Annotated in this window: 16 protein-coding genes; 10 read left to right on the forward strand and 6 right to left on the reverse strand. The window is 71.5% G+C overall.

Annotation, left to right across the window (positions count from 1 at the left end):
* Positions 1-55: 55 nt before the first annotated feature.
* The 5 genes from AB0C82_RS08155 to AB0C82_RS08175 all read left to right on the forward strand — a co-directional run bounded on the left by AB0C82_RS08155 (position 56) and on the right by AB0C82_RS08175 (position 3,381).
* Complete coding sequence (locus tag AB0C82_RS08155; protein WP_362837594.1) at positions 56-460, forward strand: hypothetical protein; 405 nt, start codon at positions 56-58, stop codon at positions 458-460.
* A gap of 10 nt (positions 461-470) precedes the next feature.
* Positions 471-1,808: a hypothetical protein gene (locus tag AB0C82_RS08160; protein WP_362837596.1), complete on the forward strand. Its 1,338-nt coding sequence runs from the start codon at positions 471-473 to the stop codon at positions 1,806-1,808.
* A 58-nt stretch (positions 1,809-1,866) separates the two neighbouring features.
* Positions 1,867-2,364, forward strand: a complete 498-nt coding sequence (locus tag AB0C82_RS08165) for a hypothetical protein (RefSeq protein ID WP_362837598.1) — start codon at positions 1,867-1,869, stop codon at positions 2,362-2,364.
* A 56-nt stretch (positions 2,365-2,420) separates the two neighbouring features.
* Positions 2,421-2,933, forward strand: coding sequence for a hypothetical protein (locus AB0C82_RS08170; RefSeq protein ID WP_362837600.1), 513 nt, complete (start codon positions 2,421-2,423; stop codon positions 2,931-2,933).
* Between the two features lie 94 nt (positions 2,934-3,027).
* The gene (locus tag AB0C82_RS08175; RefSeq protein WP_362837602.1) at positions 3,028-3,381 is read left to right on the forward strand and encodes a DUF4333 domain-containing protein; all 354 of its coding nucleotides are present in this window, start codon (positions 3,028-3,030) and stop codon (positions 3,379-3,381) included.
* Positions 3,382-3,411: 30 nt separating this feature from the next.
* On the opposite strand, the gene AB0C82_RS08180 is transcribed toward AB0C82_RS08175, so the two are convergent.
* Together AB0C82_RS08180 and AB0C82_RS08185 are read right to left on the reverse strand one after the other, a co-directional pair.
* A complete protein-coding gene (locus AB0C82_RS08180; protein ID WP_362837604.1) occupies positions 3,412-4,146 on the reverse strand; it encodes a 3'-5' exonuclease in 735 nt (244 codons plus the stop codon).
* 77 nt (positions 4,147-4,223) lie between these two features.
* Positions 4,224-5,456, reverse strand: coding sequence for an SAV2148 family HEPN domain-containing protein (locus AB0C82_RS08185; RefSeq protein WP_362837606.1), 1,233 nt, complete (start codon positions 5,454-5,456; stop codon positions 4,224-4,226).
* 347 nt (positions 5,457-5,803) lie between these two features.
* On the opposite strand from AB0C82_RS08185, the gene glgX reads away from it, so the two are divergent.
* Both glgX and treY read left to right on the forward strand, forming a co-directional pair.
* On the forward strand, positions 5,804-7,963 hold the full coding sequence (glgX, locus tag AB0C82_RS08190; protein ID WP_362837608.1) for a glycogen debranching protein GlgX: 2,160 nt from the start codon (positions 5,804-5,806) through the stop codon (positions 7,961-7,963).
* Between the two features lie 100 nt (positions 7,964-8,063).
* Entirely contained in the window at positions 8,064-10,472 is a 2,409-nt protein-coding gene (gene treY, locus AB0C82_RS08195) for a malto-oligosyltrehalose synthase (RefSeq protein WP_362837610.1), read from the forward strand.
* Here the strand turns inward: treY and AB0C82_RS08200 are convergent.
* From AB0C82_RS08200 to AB0C82_RS08210, 3 genes are all read right to left on the reverse strand, one after another.
* Positions 10,375-11,472, reverse strand: coding sequence for a cytochrome P450 (locus AB0C82_RS08200; protein WP_362837612.1), 1,098 nt, complete (start codon positions 11,470-11,472; stop codon positions 10,375-10,377). The genes treY and AB0C82_RS08200 overlap by 98 nt on opposite strands.
* Positions 11,473-11,640: 168 nt before the next feature.
* Complete coding sequence (locus AB0C82_RS08205; RefSeq protein WP_362837614.1) at positions 11,641-13,875, reverse strand: MMPL family transporter; 2,235 nt, start codon at positions 13,873-13,875, stop codon at positions 11,641-11,643.
* Between the two features lie 140 nt (positions 13,876-14,015).
* Positions 14,016-14,582 carry a DUF1707 and FHA domain-containing protein gene (locus AB0C82_RS08210; RefSeq protein ID WP_362837616.1) on the reverse strand — a complete coding sequence of 189 codons (567 nt, stop codon included), beginning with the start codon at positions 14,580-14,582 and terminating at the stop codon, positions 14,016-14,018.
* Between the two features lie 147 nt (positions 14,583-14,729).
* On the opposite strand from AB0C82_RS08210, the gene AB0C82_RS08215 reads away from it, so the two are divergent.
* Positions 14,730-15,683, forward strand: coding sequence for a GNAT family N-acetyltransferase (locus AB0C82_RS08215; protein ID WP_362837618.1), 954 nt, complete (start codon positions 14,730-14,732; stop codon positions 15,681-15,683).
* Between the two features lie 92 nt (positions 15,684-15,775).
* On the opposite strand, the gene AB0C82_RS08220 is transcribed toward AB0C82_RS08215, so the two are convergent.
* Positions 15,776-15,931: a hypothetical protein gene (locus AB0C82_RS08220; RefSeq protein ID WP_362837620.1), complete on the reverse strand. Its 156-nt coding sequence runs from the start codon at positions 15,929-15,931 to the stop codon at positions 15,776-15,778.
* Between AB0C82_RS08220 and AB0C82_RS08225 the strand changes: the two genes are divergently transcribed.
* Positions 15,930-16,841: a GNAT family N-acetyltransferase gene (locus AB0C82_RS08225; protein ID WP_362837622.1), complete on the forward strand. Its 912-nt coding sequence runs from the start codon at positions 15,930-15,932 to the stop codon at positions 16,839-16,841. The genes AB0C82_RS08220 and AB0C82_RS08225 overlap by 2 nt on opposite strands.
* Before the next feature lie 176 nt (positions 16,842-17,017).
* Positions 17,018-18,778, forward strand: coding sequence for a malto-oligosyltrehalose trehalohydrolase (treZ, locus tag AB0C82_RS08230; RefSeq protein WP_362838391.1), 1,761 nt, complete (start codon positions 17,018-17,020; stop codon positions 18,776-18,778).
* Positions 18,779-18,804 lie beyond the last annotated feature (26 nt).

Here is an 18,804-nt window from a genome sequence, read left to right on the forward strand (position 1 = left end):
GTACTCGGCCTGTTGGGCGTGAGGCCGGACAGTTCGATCGCAACGGGGGTTGCCCATGGGGACCGGAGCAGGCGGCGAGCAGAAGCTCGCGAGCTCGGCCGCCGACAAGACGCGCGCGACGAAGTACCTGGACGAGCATCAGATGCCCGACACCCAGGCAGCCGCCCGCATGGCGGCCGGAGGCGGATCGTCGGCATCGATCTTCGTCACCCCGCCGCCCGTGACCGGCCCGCTGCTGAAGCAGGACACCGGGCTGAAGGGTCTCTCCGGCTGGGCATCGGACCAGGGCCTCTCGGACGCGCTGGTCGCCTGGCAGGGGCAGGCCAACCGGCTGATGGCACGGCTCCAGCAGGAGCGGAACGCGCTGAGCGGCACGCAGAACATCCTGCAGAGCCAGGACCTCGCCACCGGGGCTCAGGCCAACTCCATACGACTCCCCAGCAGTTTCGACGGGATGTGACGGGCGCCGCATGACGCTGAACTATCACGACGTGATGACGGCCGACCTGTCCTCCTTCGCGGACGTCTCCGGGGCGTGGAAGAAGATGGGCGAGCGCTTCGGTGAGCTGAAGACCGATTACGAGAAGCACGTCCAGGGCGTGCTGGCCAACGGGAACTGGCAGGGTCTCGCCTTCGGTGCCCAGCAGCAGAACGCCTCCGCCACCGCCTTCGAGTACGGGGCGGCCAAAGCGGAGGCACTGGCCATCGCCAGTCTCCTCACGGACGCGCAGACCGAACTGACCCGCCTGCAGAAGGCGGTCAAGGACCTGGTCGAGGACGCGGAGAAGAAGGAGTACAAGGTCGACAGCTCCGGCAAGGCGACCTACGTCGGGTACGACAACCTCTCCCCGCAGGAGCGGTTCAGCTTCCAGCACGACCCCGACCACTCCCGGCTGCTGGCCGACGCCCGCGACAAGGCGCAGGGCTGGACCGATGAGATCGCCAAGGCGGTCAAGGCCGTGGACGCAGCCGACCAGAGCGTGAAGCGGGCGCTGTCCCGCGCGACGAGCGACGTCTCGATGGACGGCATCGGCATCGGCGGGTTCAACACGAAGGCCGAGGGCAGTCTGGCGAAGGCCGGCAAGGAGGACCCCAAGCCCGGTAAGGAGAAGGAGGAGGGCTGGGTCTCCGAGACCGACTCCGAGGCGACGGGGCCGGGAGTCGGGACGGACGCCAGCGGTCCGAACGTCGGGAAGGGGAAGCTGGCCGAGGCCGAGGCCCATGCCGACCTCGGTCGCGCGAAGGCCGAGGGCACGCTCACCAACGGCCCGATGAAACTGGCCGGAGAGGCCGAGGCCTATGCGGGCGCCAAGGCGTCGGCGGCCGCCGGCATCACCAATGAGGGCGCCCAGGCCGAGGCCAAGGCCTTCGCGGGCGCCGAGGCCTCGGCCAACGGCACCGCCGACGCCGGCCCCGTCGGGGTGTACGCGCGGGCGGAGGCCATGGCAGGCGTCGAGGCCGGGGTCAACGCGGGAGTGGGTCTGGACGGCGTGCAGTTGGGCGCCGAGGCCTTCGCCGGTGCGAAGGGCAGCGTCGGTGCGGGCGCGGACATCGGAGGAATCGGCGCGGGTGTCACGGCCGAGGGCTGGGCCGGTCCCGGCGCGGAGGCGAGCCTGAACGCCAGCAAGGACGCCAACGGCGTCTGGCACTTCGGCCCGAAGGTGGGCATCTCGCCTGGACTCGGTGGCGCCGTGGGCTTCGAGTTCACCGTCGACCCGGGAAAGGTCGTCGATACCGTGGGCGATGCGGCCGGGGCCGTGGGCGATGCCGCGAACTGGGTAGGCGACGGGATCGGCAGCCTGTTCTGACGTACGCCACCGCGGACCCGCAGCACCAAGCACACCCTTGCCGTAAGGAGATACCGGGATGACCACCACGCTGCCCGTACCGATCGCGTTCGAACTGCCGGACGGCTGGCGCGCCACGCCGCCGGACGGGGTGGGCGCTACGGGTGCGGCGTTCGTCGCGCTGCATCCGCGTCCCGACGCGGGGTTCACCGCGAACATCACCGTCGACGGCTCGTTCCGTCCGGACGCGGCGACGCTCCCCGAGATCGCCGACGAATCGGTGGACAACCTGCGCCACTCCGCCGCGTCGGTCGACGTGGCCGAGCGCCGAGAGGTCGGTTCCGCCGACGCTCCCGGCCTCACCCAGACCCTGGCCGTCTCGGCCGTCGCGGGGGGCGCGCTCCGCGACCTCGTCCAGTCACAGGTCTACCTGTCCCTGCTGGACGTGACCGATCCGAGCAAGCGGGCGGTGATCCGACTGGTCCTCACGGTGACCGCGGCCCAGCACCACGAGGTGCTGGAGGACTTCAGGGAGTTCGTGCGCTCGGTCCGCCCGGACACCGGTGCGGCCTCCTGAGGGCTGTCCAAGACCCTTTCTTGCAACGCCAAACCGACCCCTCTTAGGTTGACTCCATGGGACTCTTCGACAAACTCACCGGAACCAGGCACCCCGACGACGGGGTCGCGCCACGCTCGGCACAGGAGCTGCGGACAGCCCTGCTCGGTCTCAACAGGCCGGACGTCCCCTACATCATCAGCGACGGTGCGGCGCAGGGCGCCGATCTGGTGGCGGAGTGGCGGCTCGCCGAGCCCGCCTGGCAGACCTTCTTCATCGGGTCCCAGCTCACGCACGCCCTCCGGATCCGGATGCGCCTGGCCGAGGAGGTCCCCGAGGTGCGGGCCGTCGAGGAGCAGTGGGAGGTGACCCGTGTCGGGAATCCTCCGCGGCTGCAGACCTCGGCGGAGTACGCGCGCGGCGCGGGCAGGACCGTTTCCCGCCGGTGGACCCTCCAGCGGGGGGAGAACGGCCGCATCGAAGCGACGGAGTCGTTCAGCTTCGACAGCGCGCAGCTGACCGATCCCCTGCGGAAGGCCGCCCTCGAAGCGGGCTGGACCTGGCGCGGATTGATCTTCGGTAAGCTCTGAGCGGCCCGTCGGCACCGTCCGGCGGCTTCCCGCGGCACGGTGCCGCGTATGATCCCGGCATCTTCCTCGCTTGATCACCCGGAACGGAACCCTCATGACGATAGCCCGCTTGCCCGCAGCGACGTGGAGCCTCTCGGCCGTGGCCGCCTGCGTGCTGCTCGTCGGCTGCTCGGCCTCGGTCAACGTCGGAAACTCCGAGCCGAAGCTGTCCTCGGACAAGCTGGCCGCCACGGTCTCCGAGAAGCTCGCCGCCACCACGGGGCAGCCGAAGCCGGACATCACCTGCCCCGAGGACCTCGCGGGCAAGGTCGGCACCACCACCCGGTGCACGCTCACGGCCAAGGACGGCAGCACGCTGGGCGTGTCGGCCACCGTCACCTCGGTCGACGGAGACCAGATCAACTTCGACATCAAGGCCGACGACACCGCTTCCCCGGCCGCGGGCTGACATCGGGTCTCCGGCTTCCGGGCCTAGGAGTCAGTCCTTCCCGTCGGCGGGCTCCCGCATCCGGGGGATGAGCGGCCAGGCCGGTTCGACGACCGCCGCAGGATCCGCGGTTCGCCGCAGATACGCCTGCAGGGAGAGCGACTGCTCGGCCGCCGCGCGGACCTGAAGGCCCTGCAGGTCCGCCAACGGCATCACGCCGACGGGCTGGTGCGCCTCCCCCAGGCGCCGCACCACGCGGGCGGCGGCGACGGCGTCGGCCCTCGCGTCGTGCGCGTCGTCGAGCGACACCCCGTAGTGGGCGCACAGCGCGTGAAGGGCCCGCTTCCCCTTCCGGTACTTGTCGACATGCTTGTCGATCACCAGCGGATCGATGACGGGCGAAGGCACGTCGCCCAGCCGTTCGCTGACCGACTCGACCGCGTACCGGCGGCACTCACGGTCGAGCAGGGACAGGTCGTAGCGCGCGTTCATCACCACCAGTGGTGTCCCCGACCGCAGCCCCTCCGCCACGGCCCGGGCGATCTCCTCGACCGCGGAGGCGGCCGGCTCCCCGTGCTCGCGGGCGTGTTCCGTCGAGATGCCGTGGATCGCCGATGCCTGCTCGGGTATGGCCACACCGGGATTCAGGAGCCAGACGCGCTCCTGCGACACGGATCCGTCGGCCTCCAGCCGGACGACCGCCGCCGTCACGATGCGGTCGGTCTCGACGTCCGTCCCCGTGGTCTCCAGATCGAACGCCATCAACGGCCCGCTCATCCAGCTCATCCCGTACCTCCTTCTGTGGTGCGTTCCCCCAAGTGATGACCACCTTCGCACGCACCACTGACAACACGGACCGCGCGTCAGGAGACGGGCCGGGAGTCCGTCCAGACCGACTCGAACTCCTCGCGGTAGGTCTCGAAGAGACCGTGCTCGCTGTCCTGCCCCGCACGGACCACCGCCCGGCCGCCGCCGCGCAGCACCAGCACGGGCGCCTCCATGCCGCGGGCGCGCCGCAGATAGGGCTGGACCACCCCGACCGCGTCGGGCCCGTCGCCGTCCACCAGGTACGCCGTGAAGCGGGGGGTCTCGTCGAAGACCTGGATCTCGAAGGCCCCCGGGTCGCGGAGCTTGGAGCGGACCCGGCGCATGTGAAGGATGTTCATCTCGACCGAACGGCTCAGTTCGCCCTTCTTGAGCCCCAGCTCCCGTTCCCTGCGCTTGACCGCGCTGCTCGCCGGGTTGATGAAGAGCAGCCGGACGCGGCAGCCGGATTCGGCGAGCCTGACCAGCCGGCGGCCGGAGAAGTTCTGCACGAGCAGATTGAGGCCTATGCCGATGGCGTCGAGGCGGCGTGCCCCGCCGAACAGGTCCTCGGCCGGCAGCTGGCGCTGGAGCCGCACGCGGTCGGGGTGGACGGAGACCACGTCGGCGTACCGGTCACCGACGAGCTCCTCGACGGCGTCCACGGGCAGCCGGTCGGCGGACGGAACGGCCGCTCCGCTGCCCAGGATCTCCAGGAGGCGAGCGGAGGCCCGTTCGGCCTGGGCGAGGACCGCCTCGTTCAGGGCGCGGTTGCGGGAGACGACGTTGCGCGCCACCTCCAGCTCGTCGAGAGCCAGCTCGACATCGCGGCGGTCGTCGAAGTACGGCTCGAAGCAAGGCCAGTGCTGGACCATTAGCTCGCGCAGCTGCGGGAGGGTCAGGAAGCTGAGGACGTTGTCGTCGGCCGGGTCGAGCAGATAGCCCTTGCGGCGCGAGACCTCGCGGACGGCGACGGCCCGCTGCACCCACTCCTGCCCGGCGGGTCCGGCGGCGGCCACGACCCAGTCCTCGCCGTGGACGGGCTCGTAGATGGGCCGGAGCACCGCCGCGACCACGGCGCGCAGCCGCTGTTCGACGAGATTCAGCCAAATATAGGCGCGCCCCGCCCGCTGGGCGCGCGTACGCACCTCGCTCCAGGCGTCGGCTCCCCAGTCCAGCTCCGCGCCTATCTCCATGGGCTGTGCAAGGGAGACCGCCCCCGGCGGGGCATCGGTCGATTCCCCCTCGTGACCTGGGCCACCTGGGGGCAGCTCGAAGCCTCCCGAGCTCACCCGCGTACCGCCTTCCACTCCCCCACCAACGATCAAGGAAGGGTACTCCGCGAGGGTGAGCCGGTGCAGCCCGATGCGCAGGCTGCTTTCCCAACTGCCAAGTGAATCAAGCCTGTTCTTTTCGACGAGATCTGGTGGAGTGAGCCGATTCATAGTGATTAGACACCCCGTCCCGACCCCCCGGCGCACAGTCCGGCGCACGGGGCGCACGGATTCCTGTCCAGGGCGGCACCGAAGGGCTCGATGTTGACAGCACCGGCCGACGTGCTAGGCGCACGCCCTAATTTCGGGGAGTATCGGTAGGAAGACCCCGCAGCACCCGGATCAGAAATGGAAGAGTCATATCTATGCAGGTCTGGCCGGGACAGGCGTATCCCCTCGGTGCCACCTACGACGGCGCCGGCACCAACTTCGCGGTCTTCTCGGAGGCCGCCAGCCGAATCGAGTTGTGCCTGCTGCACGACGACGGTTCAGAGACGGCGGTGGAACTGCGCGAGACCGATGCCTTCGTCCGTCATGCCTACCTCCCCGGCGTGATGCCGGGTCAGCGCTACGGCTTCCGGGTGCACGGCCCGTACGAGCCGCAGCGCGGACAGCGCTGCAACTCGGCGAAACTGCTGCTCGACCCCTACGCGCGGGCGGTCTCCGGGAAGATCGAGTGGGGCGAGGCGGTGTACGGCTACCCGTTCGGCCGTCCCGACGCCCGCAACGACCTCGACTCCGCGCCGCACACCATGAGCTCGGTCGTGGTCAATCCGTACTTCGACTGGGGCGACGACCGGCCGCCCCGGACGGACTACCACCGCACGGTGATCTACGAGGCCCATGTGAAGGGCCTGACGATGCTGCATCCGGGGCTGCCGGAGGAACTGCGCGGTACGTACGCGGGGCTGGCGCATCCGGAGGTCATCGCCCATCTGACGGAGCTGGGTGTGACCGCGATCGAACTGATGCCTGTGCACCAGTTCGTCCAGGACCACCGGCTGGCCGACGCGGGCATGGCCAACTACTGGGGCTACAACACCATCGGATTCTTCGCCCCGCACAACGCGTACGCCTCCTGGGGCGACCGCGGCGAACAGGTCCTGGAGTTCAAGCAGGCCGTACGCGCGCTGCACAAGGCGGGCATCGAGGTGATCCTCGACGTGGTCTACAACCACACGGCCGAGGGCAACCACCTCGGGCCGACGCTGTCCTTCCGGGGTCTGGACAACGCCTCGTACTACCGGCTGGCCGACGACCAGCGGTACTACATGGACACCACCGGGACGGGGAACTCGCTGCTCATGCGGTCGCCGCACGTCCTGCAGCTGATCATGGACTCGCTGCGGTACTGGGTGACCGAGATGCACGTCGACGGCTTCCGCTTCGACCTTGCTGCGACCCTGGCCCGGCAGTTCCACGAGGTGGACCGGCTGTCGTCGTTCTTCGACCTCGTGCAGCAGGACCCGGTGGTCAGCCAGGTGAAACTGATCGCCGAGCCGTGGGACGTGGGCGAGGGCGGCTACCAGGTGGGGAACTTCCCCCCGTTGTGGACCGAGTGGAACGGCAAGTACCGCGACACGGTGCGGGACCTGTGGCGGGGTGAACCGCGGACGCTCGCCGAGTTCGCCGGGCGGCTGACGGGCTCCTCCGACCTGTACCAGGACGACGGCAGGCGGCCGCTCGCCTCGATCAACTTCACCACCTGCCACGACGGCTTCACCCTGCACGACCTCGTCTCGTACAACGACAAACGCAACGACGCCAACGGCGAGGGCAACCGGGACGGCGAGAGCCACAACCGGTCCTGGAACTGCGGCGCCGAGGGCGAGACCGAGGACAAGGAGGTCCTGGAGCTGCGCAACCGTCAGATGCGCAACTTCATCGCCACCCTGATGCTGTCGCAGGGCGTGCCGATGCTGAGCCACGGGGACGAGTTCGCCCGTACCCAGCACGGCAACAACAACGCCTACTGCCAGGACAACGAGCTGGCGTGGGTCCACTGGCCCGATCCCGCCGCCCGGTCGGCCGACGGTGAGGAGGACGGCGAGAGCGGCTCCGGAGCGGACACCGGGCTGCTGGAGTTCACGCGCGCCATGGTGTGGCTGCGCCGCGACCATCCCGTCTTCAGACGCCGGCGGTTCTTCCACGGACGTCCGGTGGAGGGCACGCACGACGAGCTCTCCGACATCGCCTGGTTCACCCCGCAGGGGCAGGAGATGACCCAGCGGGACTGGCAGGCCGCGCACGCCAAGGCCATGACGGTCTTTCTGAACGGGCACGCGATCTCGGAGCCGGGACCGCGCGGCGAGCGCATCTCCGACGACTCGTTCCTGCTGATGTTCAATGCCGGGGCGGACACTCTGGAGTTCGCCGTTCCCGTGAATCACGGCCGGCAGTGGCAGATCATCGTGGACACCGCCCGTCCGGACGGGGTGCCGCCCGGCGCCGGGCCGAAGGTCTCCGCGGGTGAGCGGGTCACGCTGATCGGACGGAGCATGACGGTTCTCAAGCGACCGGCGTAGCGGGGCCAGGGCCCTCCGGCGGGTGAATCCGATGCCGCCGGAGGGGGTCGTTGCGCCATGCCGTGACACAGACGGCTCCCCAATGGGTACTTACGTGTTCATGACGCCCACTGCCACGTACCGGCTCCAGCTCCAACCGGACTTCCCCTTCTCCGCTGCCGGTAAGGCAGTGCCGTATCTCGCCGCGCTCGGCGTCTCCCACCTGCATCTGTCGCCCGTCCTGGAGGCCGTGCCCGGTTCCCGGCACGGCTACGACGTCGTCGACCACAGCCGCGTACGCGCGGAGCTGGGCGGCGAGGCGGGGCTGCGGCAGCTGTCCGCGACCGCGAGGGAGCACGGCCTCGGACTGATCCTGGACATCGTGCCCAACCACATGGCCGCCGCACCCCGCCACAACCGGCAGCTCTGGGAGGTGCTGCGCGAGGGGCGGGCATCCCCGTACGCGCGGTGGTTCGACATCGACTGGACGGCGGGTGGGGGCAAGGTGCTGCTGCCCGTGCTGGCGGGGCCCCTCGCCGACGAGATCGGCCGTTTCGAGACCGGTACCGCCGGGGAGTCCGGGGCGCCCGTGCTCCGCTACGGCGAGCAGGAGTTCCCCCTGCGCGCGGGCACGGAGGGACTGCCCCTGGACGAACTGCTGGACGCCCAGCACTACCGGCTCGCCTGGTGGCGCCTCGCCCGTACCGAGCTCAACTACCGGCGGTTCTTCACGATCTCCGAGCTGATCGGGGTGCGGGTGGAGCATCCCGAGGTCTTCACCGCGACACATGCCAAGATCCTCGAACTCCTGAGCGACGGCGTCGTGGACGGCCTGCGGATCGACCATCCGGACGGACTCGCCGAGCCCGCCGCCTATCTGGAGCAGCTGAGCGAGGCCGCCGGCGGCCGGTGGACGGTGGTGGAGAAGATCCTCACCGCTTCCGAGACCCTGCCCGCGGGCTGGGCCGTCGCCGGCACGACGGGGTACGACGCGCTCCACCGGATCGACGGAGTCTTCACCGACCCGACGGGCGCGGCGGACCTGCTCGGCCGGTACCGCGACTTCGCCGGACCGCCCGGGGACCGCGGGGGCTACTGGACGGCGACGGTGCGGCGGGCCGCGTACCGCGTGGTGAACCACGAACTGGCCGCCGAGACACGGTGGCTGACGCGGCTGGCCACCGAGGTCTGCGCCCAGGACGCCGCCCTGCGCGACCACGCCCCATGGGCGCTGCGCGCGGCCGTCACCGAACTGCTCGTCCGCGTCCCCGTCTACCGCCCGTACGTCACCGCGGGAGGCCCGGTCACCGCGCTCGCGGAATCGGCCCTGCCGGCCGAGGCGGTGAGGGACGCGAAGGCGGTGTTCTCCGTACCCGAGGAGGCGACGGCCGTCGACGTGGTGCGGGAGCTGGCCCTGGGCCGGCTCGGGGAGGGCGAGGCGCAGACCGCGTTCTGTGTCCGGTTCGCGCAGACCGCGTCGGCGCTGCACGCCAAGTCGGTCGAGGACACCGCCTTCTACCGCTACGTCCCGCTCATCTCGGCGACAGAGGTGGGCGGTGATCCGGGCAGGCCCGCGGTGACTCCCGAGGAGTTCCACGCCTTCTGCGCGCGGCTCGCCCGGGACTGGCCCGCCACGGGCACGGTGCTGACCACGCACGACACCAAGCGGAGCGCCGACGTACGTGCCCGGATCGCGGTGCTCTCCGAGTGCCCCGAGCAGTGGTCGTCCCTGGTGGCGCAGCTGACCCGGGCCACCGCTCCGGCCGCTCCCGATCCGCAGCTGGCCTGGCAGGCGTGGCAGTCCGCGTACGGCTGCGCGGGGCTGCCCGCGGAGGAACTGGCGGTGCGGCTGGAGCCCGCGCTGCTCAAGGCCGTGCGGGAGGCGGGGCTCTTCACCAGCTGGACCGAACCCGATCCGGCGTACGAGCGGGCGGTGGCGGACTTCGTCGCGGCGGGGCCGGGCAGTGAGACGGGTCCCGCACGAGCGCTGCTGACGCGCTTCGCGGACGGGCTCGGCCCCCAGGTGCGGGCCAACGTGCTGGGCGCGGCGCTCGTGCAGCTGACGATGCCCGGCGTGCCGGATCTCTACCAGGGCACGGAGCGGGAGTACCTCGCCCTTGTGGACCCGGACAACCGCAGGCCGTTCCGCCGGCCCGACCTGGAGGCCGACGAGAAGACGGCGGTCACGGTGGCGGCGCTGGGCCTGCGCCGAGAGCGGCCGGAGCTCTTCGGTGAGTCGGGGACGTACGCCCCGCTGGCGGCACGCGGCCCGGCGGCGGCGCACTGTCTGGCCTTCGCCCGGTCGGGCGAGGTGGTCACCGCGGTGACCCGGCTGTCCCTGCGCCTCGCGGAGGAGGGCGGCTGGCGCGACACCGTGCTGGCGCTCCCCGACGAGGGGCCGTGGCGCGATGTGCTGTCGCCGGGACGGGAGTTCACCGGCCCGTCGGTCGGGGTGGCCGAGCTGTTCGCCGGACGTCCGGTGGCATTGCTCCGTAGGGCCGCACGAGAAGGGTCCGCGGGCCTCGGGTGAGGAGCCCGGTGGCGGTGGGGCGGAAGCCGTCCGCCCAGCGGATGCCGGGCATGGCGTCGAGCAGGGCGTGCAGCCCCTGCTCGGCCTCCAGCCGGCCGAGGAGGACGGCGGGGCAGTGCGCGGGGCCGGTGGTGAGGTGCCCCGGGTCGGGCCTGAACGGGTCGAAGCGGTCGGGGGCGGCGAACCGGTCGGGGTCGCGTCCGGCCGCGCCCATCAGACAGGCGACAGGCACCCCCGCGGGAAGGGTGCCGCCGCTGACGCGCACGTCGGTGAGAGTGCGGCGCAGGACGATCTGCACGGGAGGGTCGCGGCGCAGGGTCTCCGTCCAGGCACCCACGATCAGGTCCGGGTCGGTGCCGAGGACTTCCAGGAGGCAGGGCTCGTCCAGGACGTTGGCGAGGAACGAGGCGAGGGCCGTCTCACGGAGCGCGGTGTGCACGGCGCAGGTGGTCGCGGAGGACCGGGTCATCCGGAGGTGGAGGTCGGCGCGGGACAGGCCCGTGAGGTCGGGGCGGGAGAGGCCGGCGGCGGTGACCGCGCCGCCGAGCGGGAGCCAGTGGCAGAACTCGGGTACCAGGTCCGCCTGTTCCCGGTCGGCTATCCGGCGCGCCAGGACGTAGGCGGTCCGCTCCAGGATCTCGCTGCTGCGGGGCGGCTGAGCGGCGGGCCGGTGCCGTGCGCCGCCGGGCAGGGGTGCGCAGTCGGTGCTTCCCCGGCAGAGCCCGAGGGGCGCGGGGCCGCCGCGCGGTGCGCCCTCGTGCGGGTAGCCGGCGAAGCGGGGGTCGGTGAGTGCGGCGGCCACGTCGGCGTACCGGCTGAGCAGCCAGGCGCCGAGGCCCCTGTCGTACGTCAGCGGGTGGTCCTCGCGCAGCCGGCGGTAGAGGTGCAGCCGGTACGGGTCCCGGTCCGCGCCGGGAGTCAGGATGCTGGGCCCCGCCGCGCCGTCCCGGGTGCGGGGGCTGTCGGTGCCGGGGGATTCCGCGGGCGGGCCGATCTGCATCCGTACCCCCCGGGCTGCGTGCGTCGCCGTCGGACGCGGGTGCCTCCAGCCGACCACTGCCGGGGGCCGGGCGCAGTGGACGTGCGGCCGTTCGGGTGACGGACGGGGCGGCGCCGCCCGCACGGCGCGCCGGCGCCTCCTCGGTGGGAGGCGCCGACGTCACGCTGTTCAGTGCCCCATTTGCCCTGCGCGCACCTGGCGTCCCGTGCCGCCGGCCGGTCCCCCGTCCGGGCCGTCGGTCACGTCCCTCGGTGCCGGCCGGTCGGGCCACCAGCACCGGTCGCCGAGCAGGGCGAGGGCGGACGGCAGGATCAGCGCCCGCAGGACCACGGCGTCGAAGAGGACGGCGACGGTCAGTCCCACCGCGATCTGCTTCATCTCGACCCGGTCGATGAACAGGAAGCTGCCGAAGACGGACACCATGATCACGGCGGCGCTGGTGACGACTCCGGCCGATCCGGCGATCCCGTCGACGACGGCCTGCCGGGTCGGCACCCCACGGCGTACGGCTTCCCTGATCCGGCTCACCACGAAGATCTGGTAGTCGGTGGAGAGGCCGACCAGGATCGCGAACACGAGCAGCGGGGTGCGGGACCCGACGAAGCCCAGTGACTCGAATCCGAGGGGCCCGTCGGCCCAGGTCCCCTGGAAGACCAGGGTCAGCACGCCCCAGGACACCATCACCGCCGCCAGGTTGAGCAGCACGCCGAGCACCGCGAGGGCCGCGGACCGGAACGCGGCGAACATGATGCCGAGCGTCGTCAGCGAGACGAAGAGGATCACCCACGGCAGTCGGCCGCTCTGGTGTTCCGCGTAGTCCACCCCGCCCGCGATCTCACCGCTGACGGCCGTCTCGGCCCCGGCACCCGCCGTCCTGCCCACCGTCGCTGGAATCAGCTCGGTGCGCAGCAGCTCCAGGGAGCGGGTGGCCTCGGCGGAGTTCTGGGCGTGCGGGACGGGAAGGCGCAGCAGGGCGGTGCGTCCGTCGTCGGAGGTCGTCGGCAGCGGTGCGCGGTCGTGGGCGAACAGCGGCTCGCTCTCGACGCGTTCGGCGAGCCGGGCCAGCGCCGCGGTGGCGCCGGCGCCGCGTACGACGACGAGGTGCGCGGGGCCTTCGGACGGGTAGGCCTCGACGAGCCTGTCGTAGGCGGCGACGGACGCGACGCTGTCGGGAAAGGTCTCCTTGCCCTCGGTGCCCAGCTTCATGCCGAGTACGGGCAGGGCGAGCGAAGCCGTCAGGGCCGTACCGATGAGCAGCGTGACCAGGGGCCGCCGCATCACGGGGCGCAGCATCGCCGCCCACATGCGGCTGCCGTCCGGACGTCCCCTCCGGTCGGCCGCCGTACCGCGCCGGGTCGACCGGCTGTCGAGACGGTGTCCCAGTTTGGTGAGCAGGGCGGGCAGGACGGTCAGCGAACCGGCGACCGCCACCAGCGTCACCAGGATCGCGCCGGAGGCGATGGACGAGAAGATCACGTCGTCCATCAGGTAGAGACCGCCGAGCGCCAGGACGACCGCGATGCCGGAGTCGACGACCGCACGGCCCGAGGTCGCCGCTGCCAGTTCGATCGCGGCGGTGTGGCTGATGGTGCCGCCGGACCTCTCCCTCTCCTCGCGTGCCCGCTTGAGGTAGAAGAGCGAGTAGTCGACTCCGACGGCCATGCCGATCATGAAGATCACACTGAGGGCAGCACCGCCCGCGTCGGGAGTGACCCAGGACGCGAGTCCGTACAGGCCGACGGCTCCGGCGAAGGCGGAGAGTGCGAGCAGCACGGGGATTCCGGCGGCGAGCACCGCGCCGAAGACCACGAACAGGATCAGGAACGTCACCGGGAGGCTGATGGCCTCGGTCCGCTGGAGGTCCTTCCCCTGCTTGTCGTTGACGCCGACGGAGATGGACGCGCTGCCCGTCTCCTCGATCCGCAGCCCTTCGTGGGCACGCTGGACCTCGGCCGTCTGGACGAGGAGGGCGTCGACGTCCTCCTTGGCGGTCTCCCTGTCGCCGCGCAGCGTGACCGCGACCATCAGGGCCGAACCGTCCCTGGCGGGCCGGGGGTCGGCGACCGAAGCCACTGCGGGCAGCTTCCGCATCCGTACGGTGATGTCCTGTGCGGCGGAGCGGGCACCGGGCGATCCGGCGGTCGCTCCGTCCGGTGCCGGGCCCTTGCCGGTGATGAGGATCTGCTCGACGGGTGCGGGGGTGAGTCCGCTCTCGGCTGCGAGCTGCTCCGCCCGGCCCGCCTCGCCGACCCAGAAGTCCTCGAAGGTGCCCTTGTTGGTGCCCACCGCCGCGCCCGCTCCGACGCACAGGACGATGAAGACGAGCCACCCGGCCACGGCTCGCCAGGGATGAACCGCACACCAGCGTGCGATACGGACCGTGCTCGGACTTCTGCCCGTCATGCGGGCACCTCCCCTGGGACGCGAATTCCTGCCGTTGATCAGCGTCCCGCCCGGGGAGGCGGAGGTCATTGGGGCTTACCGCCCGGTGCCACTGTGGTTTTCCCTACCCCCGCTCGTTCCCGGGGGAGCCGGGCGAAGGGTCAGGCCGGTGGCTTGGGCAGGGGCGCGGTGAGGCGGAAGCTCATCCGTCCGAAGCTCACCTGGTCGCCGTCCCGCACGGGGACCGAGCCGGTGACCCGCTGTCCGTTGACGCAGGTACCGTTCGTCGATCCGAGGTCGCGCAGGACCCACCGGCTGCCGTGCACGGTGAGTTCGGCGTGCATCCGGGAGACGGTCTCGTGGCTGAGCCGCAGCCCGTTCCCAGGGTCGCGGCCGATGAGCAGCGGGTGCGGGCCCTGCACGGGCAGCAGGAGCTTCGGCAGCCGCTCGGACGTCCATGCCCTGCGCAGCCGCACGGAGAAGGCCGACACGCCGCCGACGGCGCGGAACAGTCCGCGGGTCCAGCGCCCGCCGGACTCCAGGTCACAGGTGAGTGCGTCCAGTTCCTCGGCGCGCCGGGCGACCAGGGCCAGTTCCATGCGCCGCATGAACGTGTCGTGGGAGAGCTTGCCCTGGGCCGCGCCGTCTCTGAGCACACCGAGAGCACGGTCGCGCTGGGCGTCGGAGAGCCGCGCGGGATACGTGGGGAACTCGAAGGAGGACGTCACAGTCCTGATTGTCGGTCCGACGGGGCCGAAGTGTCCAGAAGAACTCCTCATCCCCCCGTGCTGACCTGCACGGCTCCCCCTTGCTAACGTCAGCGCCCGCGGGCCGTCGGCGGGAAGCCGGCGGCCTTTCGCCTCGAAGGAGACTTTGTGCCCGTAGCACCACAGGAACTGACCGTCCGTCCGCTCACCGGACCGGACGAGCTCGGTCTCTTCTGCCGTCTTTCCTACGTTCTCGACCACGAGCTGGCGGACGACCTCGCCACCGGCCGCCGCCGCCCCGACTGGATGTGGGTGGCCCTGCACGGCGAGCGCGTCGTGGGCCGGGCGTCCTGGTGGACCTCGACGGACGGCGGCGACCCTCTCGCGCTGGACTTCTTCGACCTGGACGACACCCTGCCCGCGCAGGAACGTCAGGAGATCGGCGTGCGGCTGCTGGAGACGGCAACGGCCGCTGTCATACCCGCTGGTGCCCAGCGTCCCGAGTACGGCCGGTTCATTCCCCCGGACTGGCGCGAGGACGCGGCGGCGCGCGAGGTCGTCGAGTCCCGGATGCGGGTCATGGAACAGACCGGCGCCCGGATGCTGGTCGAACGTCTGCGCCTGGAGTGGCGCGAGGGCACGCCCGTTCCGCAGGACTCCGGCCGTCTGGTGTTCCGTCCGGTCACCGGGCGCGAGGACCTGGTCGCGCTGATGACCCCGGTCATGGAGGGCACGCTCGACGCCCACGGCCAGGCGGACATGGCGACGGGGATCGGCGCCCGCAAAGCGGCCGAGAAGCATTACGACGAGGAGTTCGCGGGCTTCAAAACGCCGCAGGAGTGGTGGCGGATCGCGGAGCTGCCCAGCGGTGAGCCGGTCGGGTTCGTCGTTCCCGCGCGCAACAACTACCACCCGATCATCGCGTACATCGGCGTACTGCCCGCGCACCGCGGCAACGGCTACATCGACGACATCCTCGCCGAGGGCACCCGGGTGCTGGCCGCGACGGGCGTGGACCGGATCAGGGCGGCGACCGACCTCGGCAACGTCCCCATGGCGAAGTCCTTCGAGCGCCTCGGGTACGTGAACTTCGAGCGCGCGTTCGACATGGTCTGGGACTGACCGGTTCGGTCGCCCGCACGCGGGCCGTTCACGGGAGGCTCGCGAAAACCCGTGGACGGCCCGCCCGGGTCGCGATAATGTGAGCGGCGAAGTCAACGGCCCCGGTCGAGGAAGGAGGCGAGAACAGTGCGTACCAGCACCGGCACCACCGCACGTACCACTTCATTCCCGCGCTCCCGTCCCGTCCGCAGGGCGGTGTCGGACTCCGTCTGACCGGGAGCGCGCTTCGTCCCGGAGGACACTTCCATGACCGATCTGGTCATTCGCGCGCTCACCCCGAGCGACGCCTTTCTTTTCGACTCCCTGCCGGATGACGGCCTCGTCGGCCGTGCCGCGTTCGGACACCGCTACACCAGCGTCGCCGACGGCGGCGAGTACCGCCCCGAGTGGAGCTGGGTCGCCCTGCGCGACGACACCGTCGTCGCCAAGGCCGCCTGGTGGTCGGGGCCCGAGGACACCGAGCCCGTGCTCCTCAACTGGTTCGACTTCGCCGAGGGGGAGGACGAGGCGGGCGCCGAACTGCTGCGCCGTTCCCCGCTGCACGCCGAGTACGAGCTGATCCTGCCCGCGAACTGGCGGGAGGTCCCCGCGGTCCGTGCGGCGGCCGAGGCCCGGATCGCCGCCGCCACCGCGGCCGGTATGAAGCCGCTCGTCAAGCGGTACCGCTATCTCTGGACACCGGACTGCGGTCTGCCGGAGCGTCCCGGCCGGCTGACCTTCCGGCCCGAGCCCGACGACGCGGTGATCCTCGACGTCCTGCGCCGTGTCCACTCCGAGACGCTCGACGCGCACGCCCGCCGTGCCATCGAGGGTCCGGGGGGCCTTGAGGCGGCGGCCCAGGAGGAGCTGGACTTCTTCAACTGGTGCCCCTCGCCGCGTTCCTGGTGGCAGCTCGCCTACACCGCGGACGGCGAGCTGGCCGGCATCCAGGTGCCGGCCCACAACCCCTCGGGTCCGTGCGTCGGCTTCATCGGGGTGGTACCCGAGGCACGCGGGAACGGCTACGGCTACGACCTGCTCGTGGAGTGCACGCACTTCCTGGCCGCCGAGGGCGCCGAGTTCATCGCGGGCGCGACGGACCACGGGAACGTCCCGATGGCCGCCGCGTTCGCACGGGCCGGCCACCTCGTGACGCAGGAGCGCGTCCACCTGATCTAGGGCTTTCGTTCGGATCAGGCAGGACCGGGGCGGGCGCCGCGGGAGCGCGCCCGCCCCGGTCCGGGTACCAGCCGCACGAGGGACCTTCCGCGCCCACCCGGCCTCGCTACGTATGAGGGGGACCCCGCAGGGCAATGATCAGGGGCAGCAGCGGGTTCACGGACGAGGAGTGGCACATGCAGTTCGAGGTGTGGGCACCCGACGCGGAGTCCGTCGGGCTCCGGGTCGCGGGCGGGACGCAGCCCATGGAGCAGGACGTGACACGGCCCGGCTGGTGGACCGCTGCGGCGGAGGCCGCCGAAGGCGACCGTTACGGCTTCTCGGTGGACGGCGGGCCCGTACGCCCCGATCCACGCTCACGCCGCCAGCCGGACGGACCCGACGGCGAGAGCGCCGTGTACGACCAGAACACCTACGTCTGGCGCAACGAATGGGCGGGCCGCGGGCTGCCGGGCGCCGTCCTGTACGAACTGCACGTCGGTACGTACACCGCCGAGGGCACCTTCGACGCCGCCGCCGCACGGCTCGGGCACCTCGCCGAGCTGGGTATCACCCATGTGTCACTGATGCCCGTCTGTCCCTTCCCCGGCACACACGGGTGGGGGTACGAGGGTGTGTCGCTGTGGGCCGTGCATGAGCCGTACGGCGGCCCGGCCGGGCTGAAACGCTTCGTCGACGCGGCGCACGGCCTGGGGCTGGGCGTCCTCCTGGACGTGGTCCACAACCACCTGGGCCCGTCCGGCAACTACCTCCCCTCCTTCGGCCCCTACTTCACCGACACCCACCACACCCCGTGGGGCGCCGCCGTGAACCTGGACGCGCCGGGGTCCGACGAGGTGCGCGCCTATCTCCTGGGGAGCGCGCTCGCCTGGCTGCGCGACTACCACCTCGACGGGCTGCGGCTCGACGCCGTCCACGCCCTCGCCGACAGCCGGGCGCTGACCTTCCTGGAGGAGCTCTCCACAGCGGTCGACACACTCGCGGCCGACACCGGCAGGCCGCTCTCGCTCGTCGCCGAGTCCGACCTGTGCGACCCGCGCACCACCACACCGCGCGAGGCCGGTGGCCTCGGGCTGCATGCCCAGTGGAACGACGACTTCCATCACGCCCTGCACACCGCGCTCACCGGCGAGGCCCAGGGGTACTACGCCGACTTCGCCACCGCCCCGCTCGCGGCCCTCGCCAAGACCGTGACCAGCGCCTTCTTCCACAACGGGACGTACTCCAGCTTCCGTGGCCGCACGCACGGCCGTCCCGTCGACGTCACCCGGACCGCCGCCCACCGCTTCGTCGGGTACGCGCAGACGCACGACCAGATCGGCAACCGGGCCCTCGGTGACCGGCTCGCCGCGTCCCTCTCCCCCGGGCTCCAGGCCTGCACGGCCGGCCTCGTGCTCACCGGTCCCTTCACCCCGATGCTGTTCATGGGCGAGGAATGGGGTGCTCGTACCCCGTGGCAGTTCTTCACCGACCACACCGATCCGGAGCTGGCGGAGGCCGTCCGTAACGGCAGGCGGCGCGAGTTCGGGGCGCACGGCTGGGCGGAGGAGGACATTCCCGATCCGCAGGACCCGGCCACCCGCGACCGGTCCTGCCTCGACTGGAGCGAACCCGAGCGCGAGCCGCATACACGGATCCACGCCTGGTACCGCGAACTGATCGCGCTGCGCCGGGCGATGCCCGATCTGCGCGATCCGGACCTGGCGACTGTGAAGACCGCGTACGACGAGACGGACCGCTGGCTGGCGTACCGCAGGGGCGACCTGCGGATCGCGGTCAACCTCTCCGAGAAACCGGCCGCCATCCCGCTGGGCGGTGGCCGGCACCGCAGCGGCGGGGGCAGGGTGCTCGCGGCGTGGGAGCCTGCCGAGGCGCCCGGTGCGGACGGACTGCTGCACCTGCCGCCCGAGTCGTGCGTGATCCTCGCCGATGACTGAAGCCTGACGGCCGTCCCGGCTTTCGG

Source organism: Streptomyces sp. NPDC048560 (genome assembly GCF_040650955.1).
Lineage (GTDB): Bacteria > Actinomycetota > Actinomycetes > Streptomycetales > Streptomycetaceae > Streptomyces.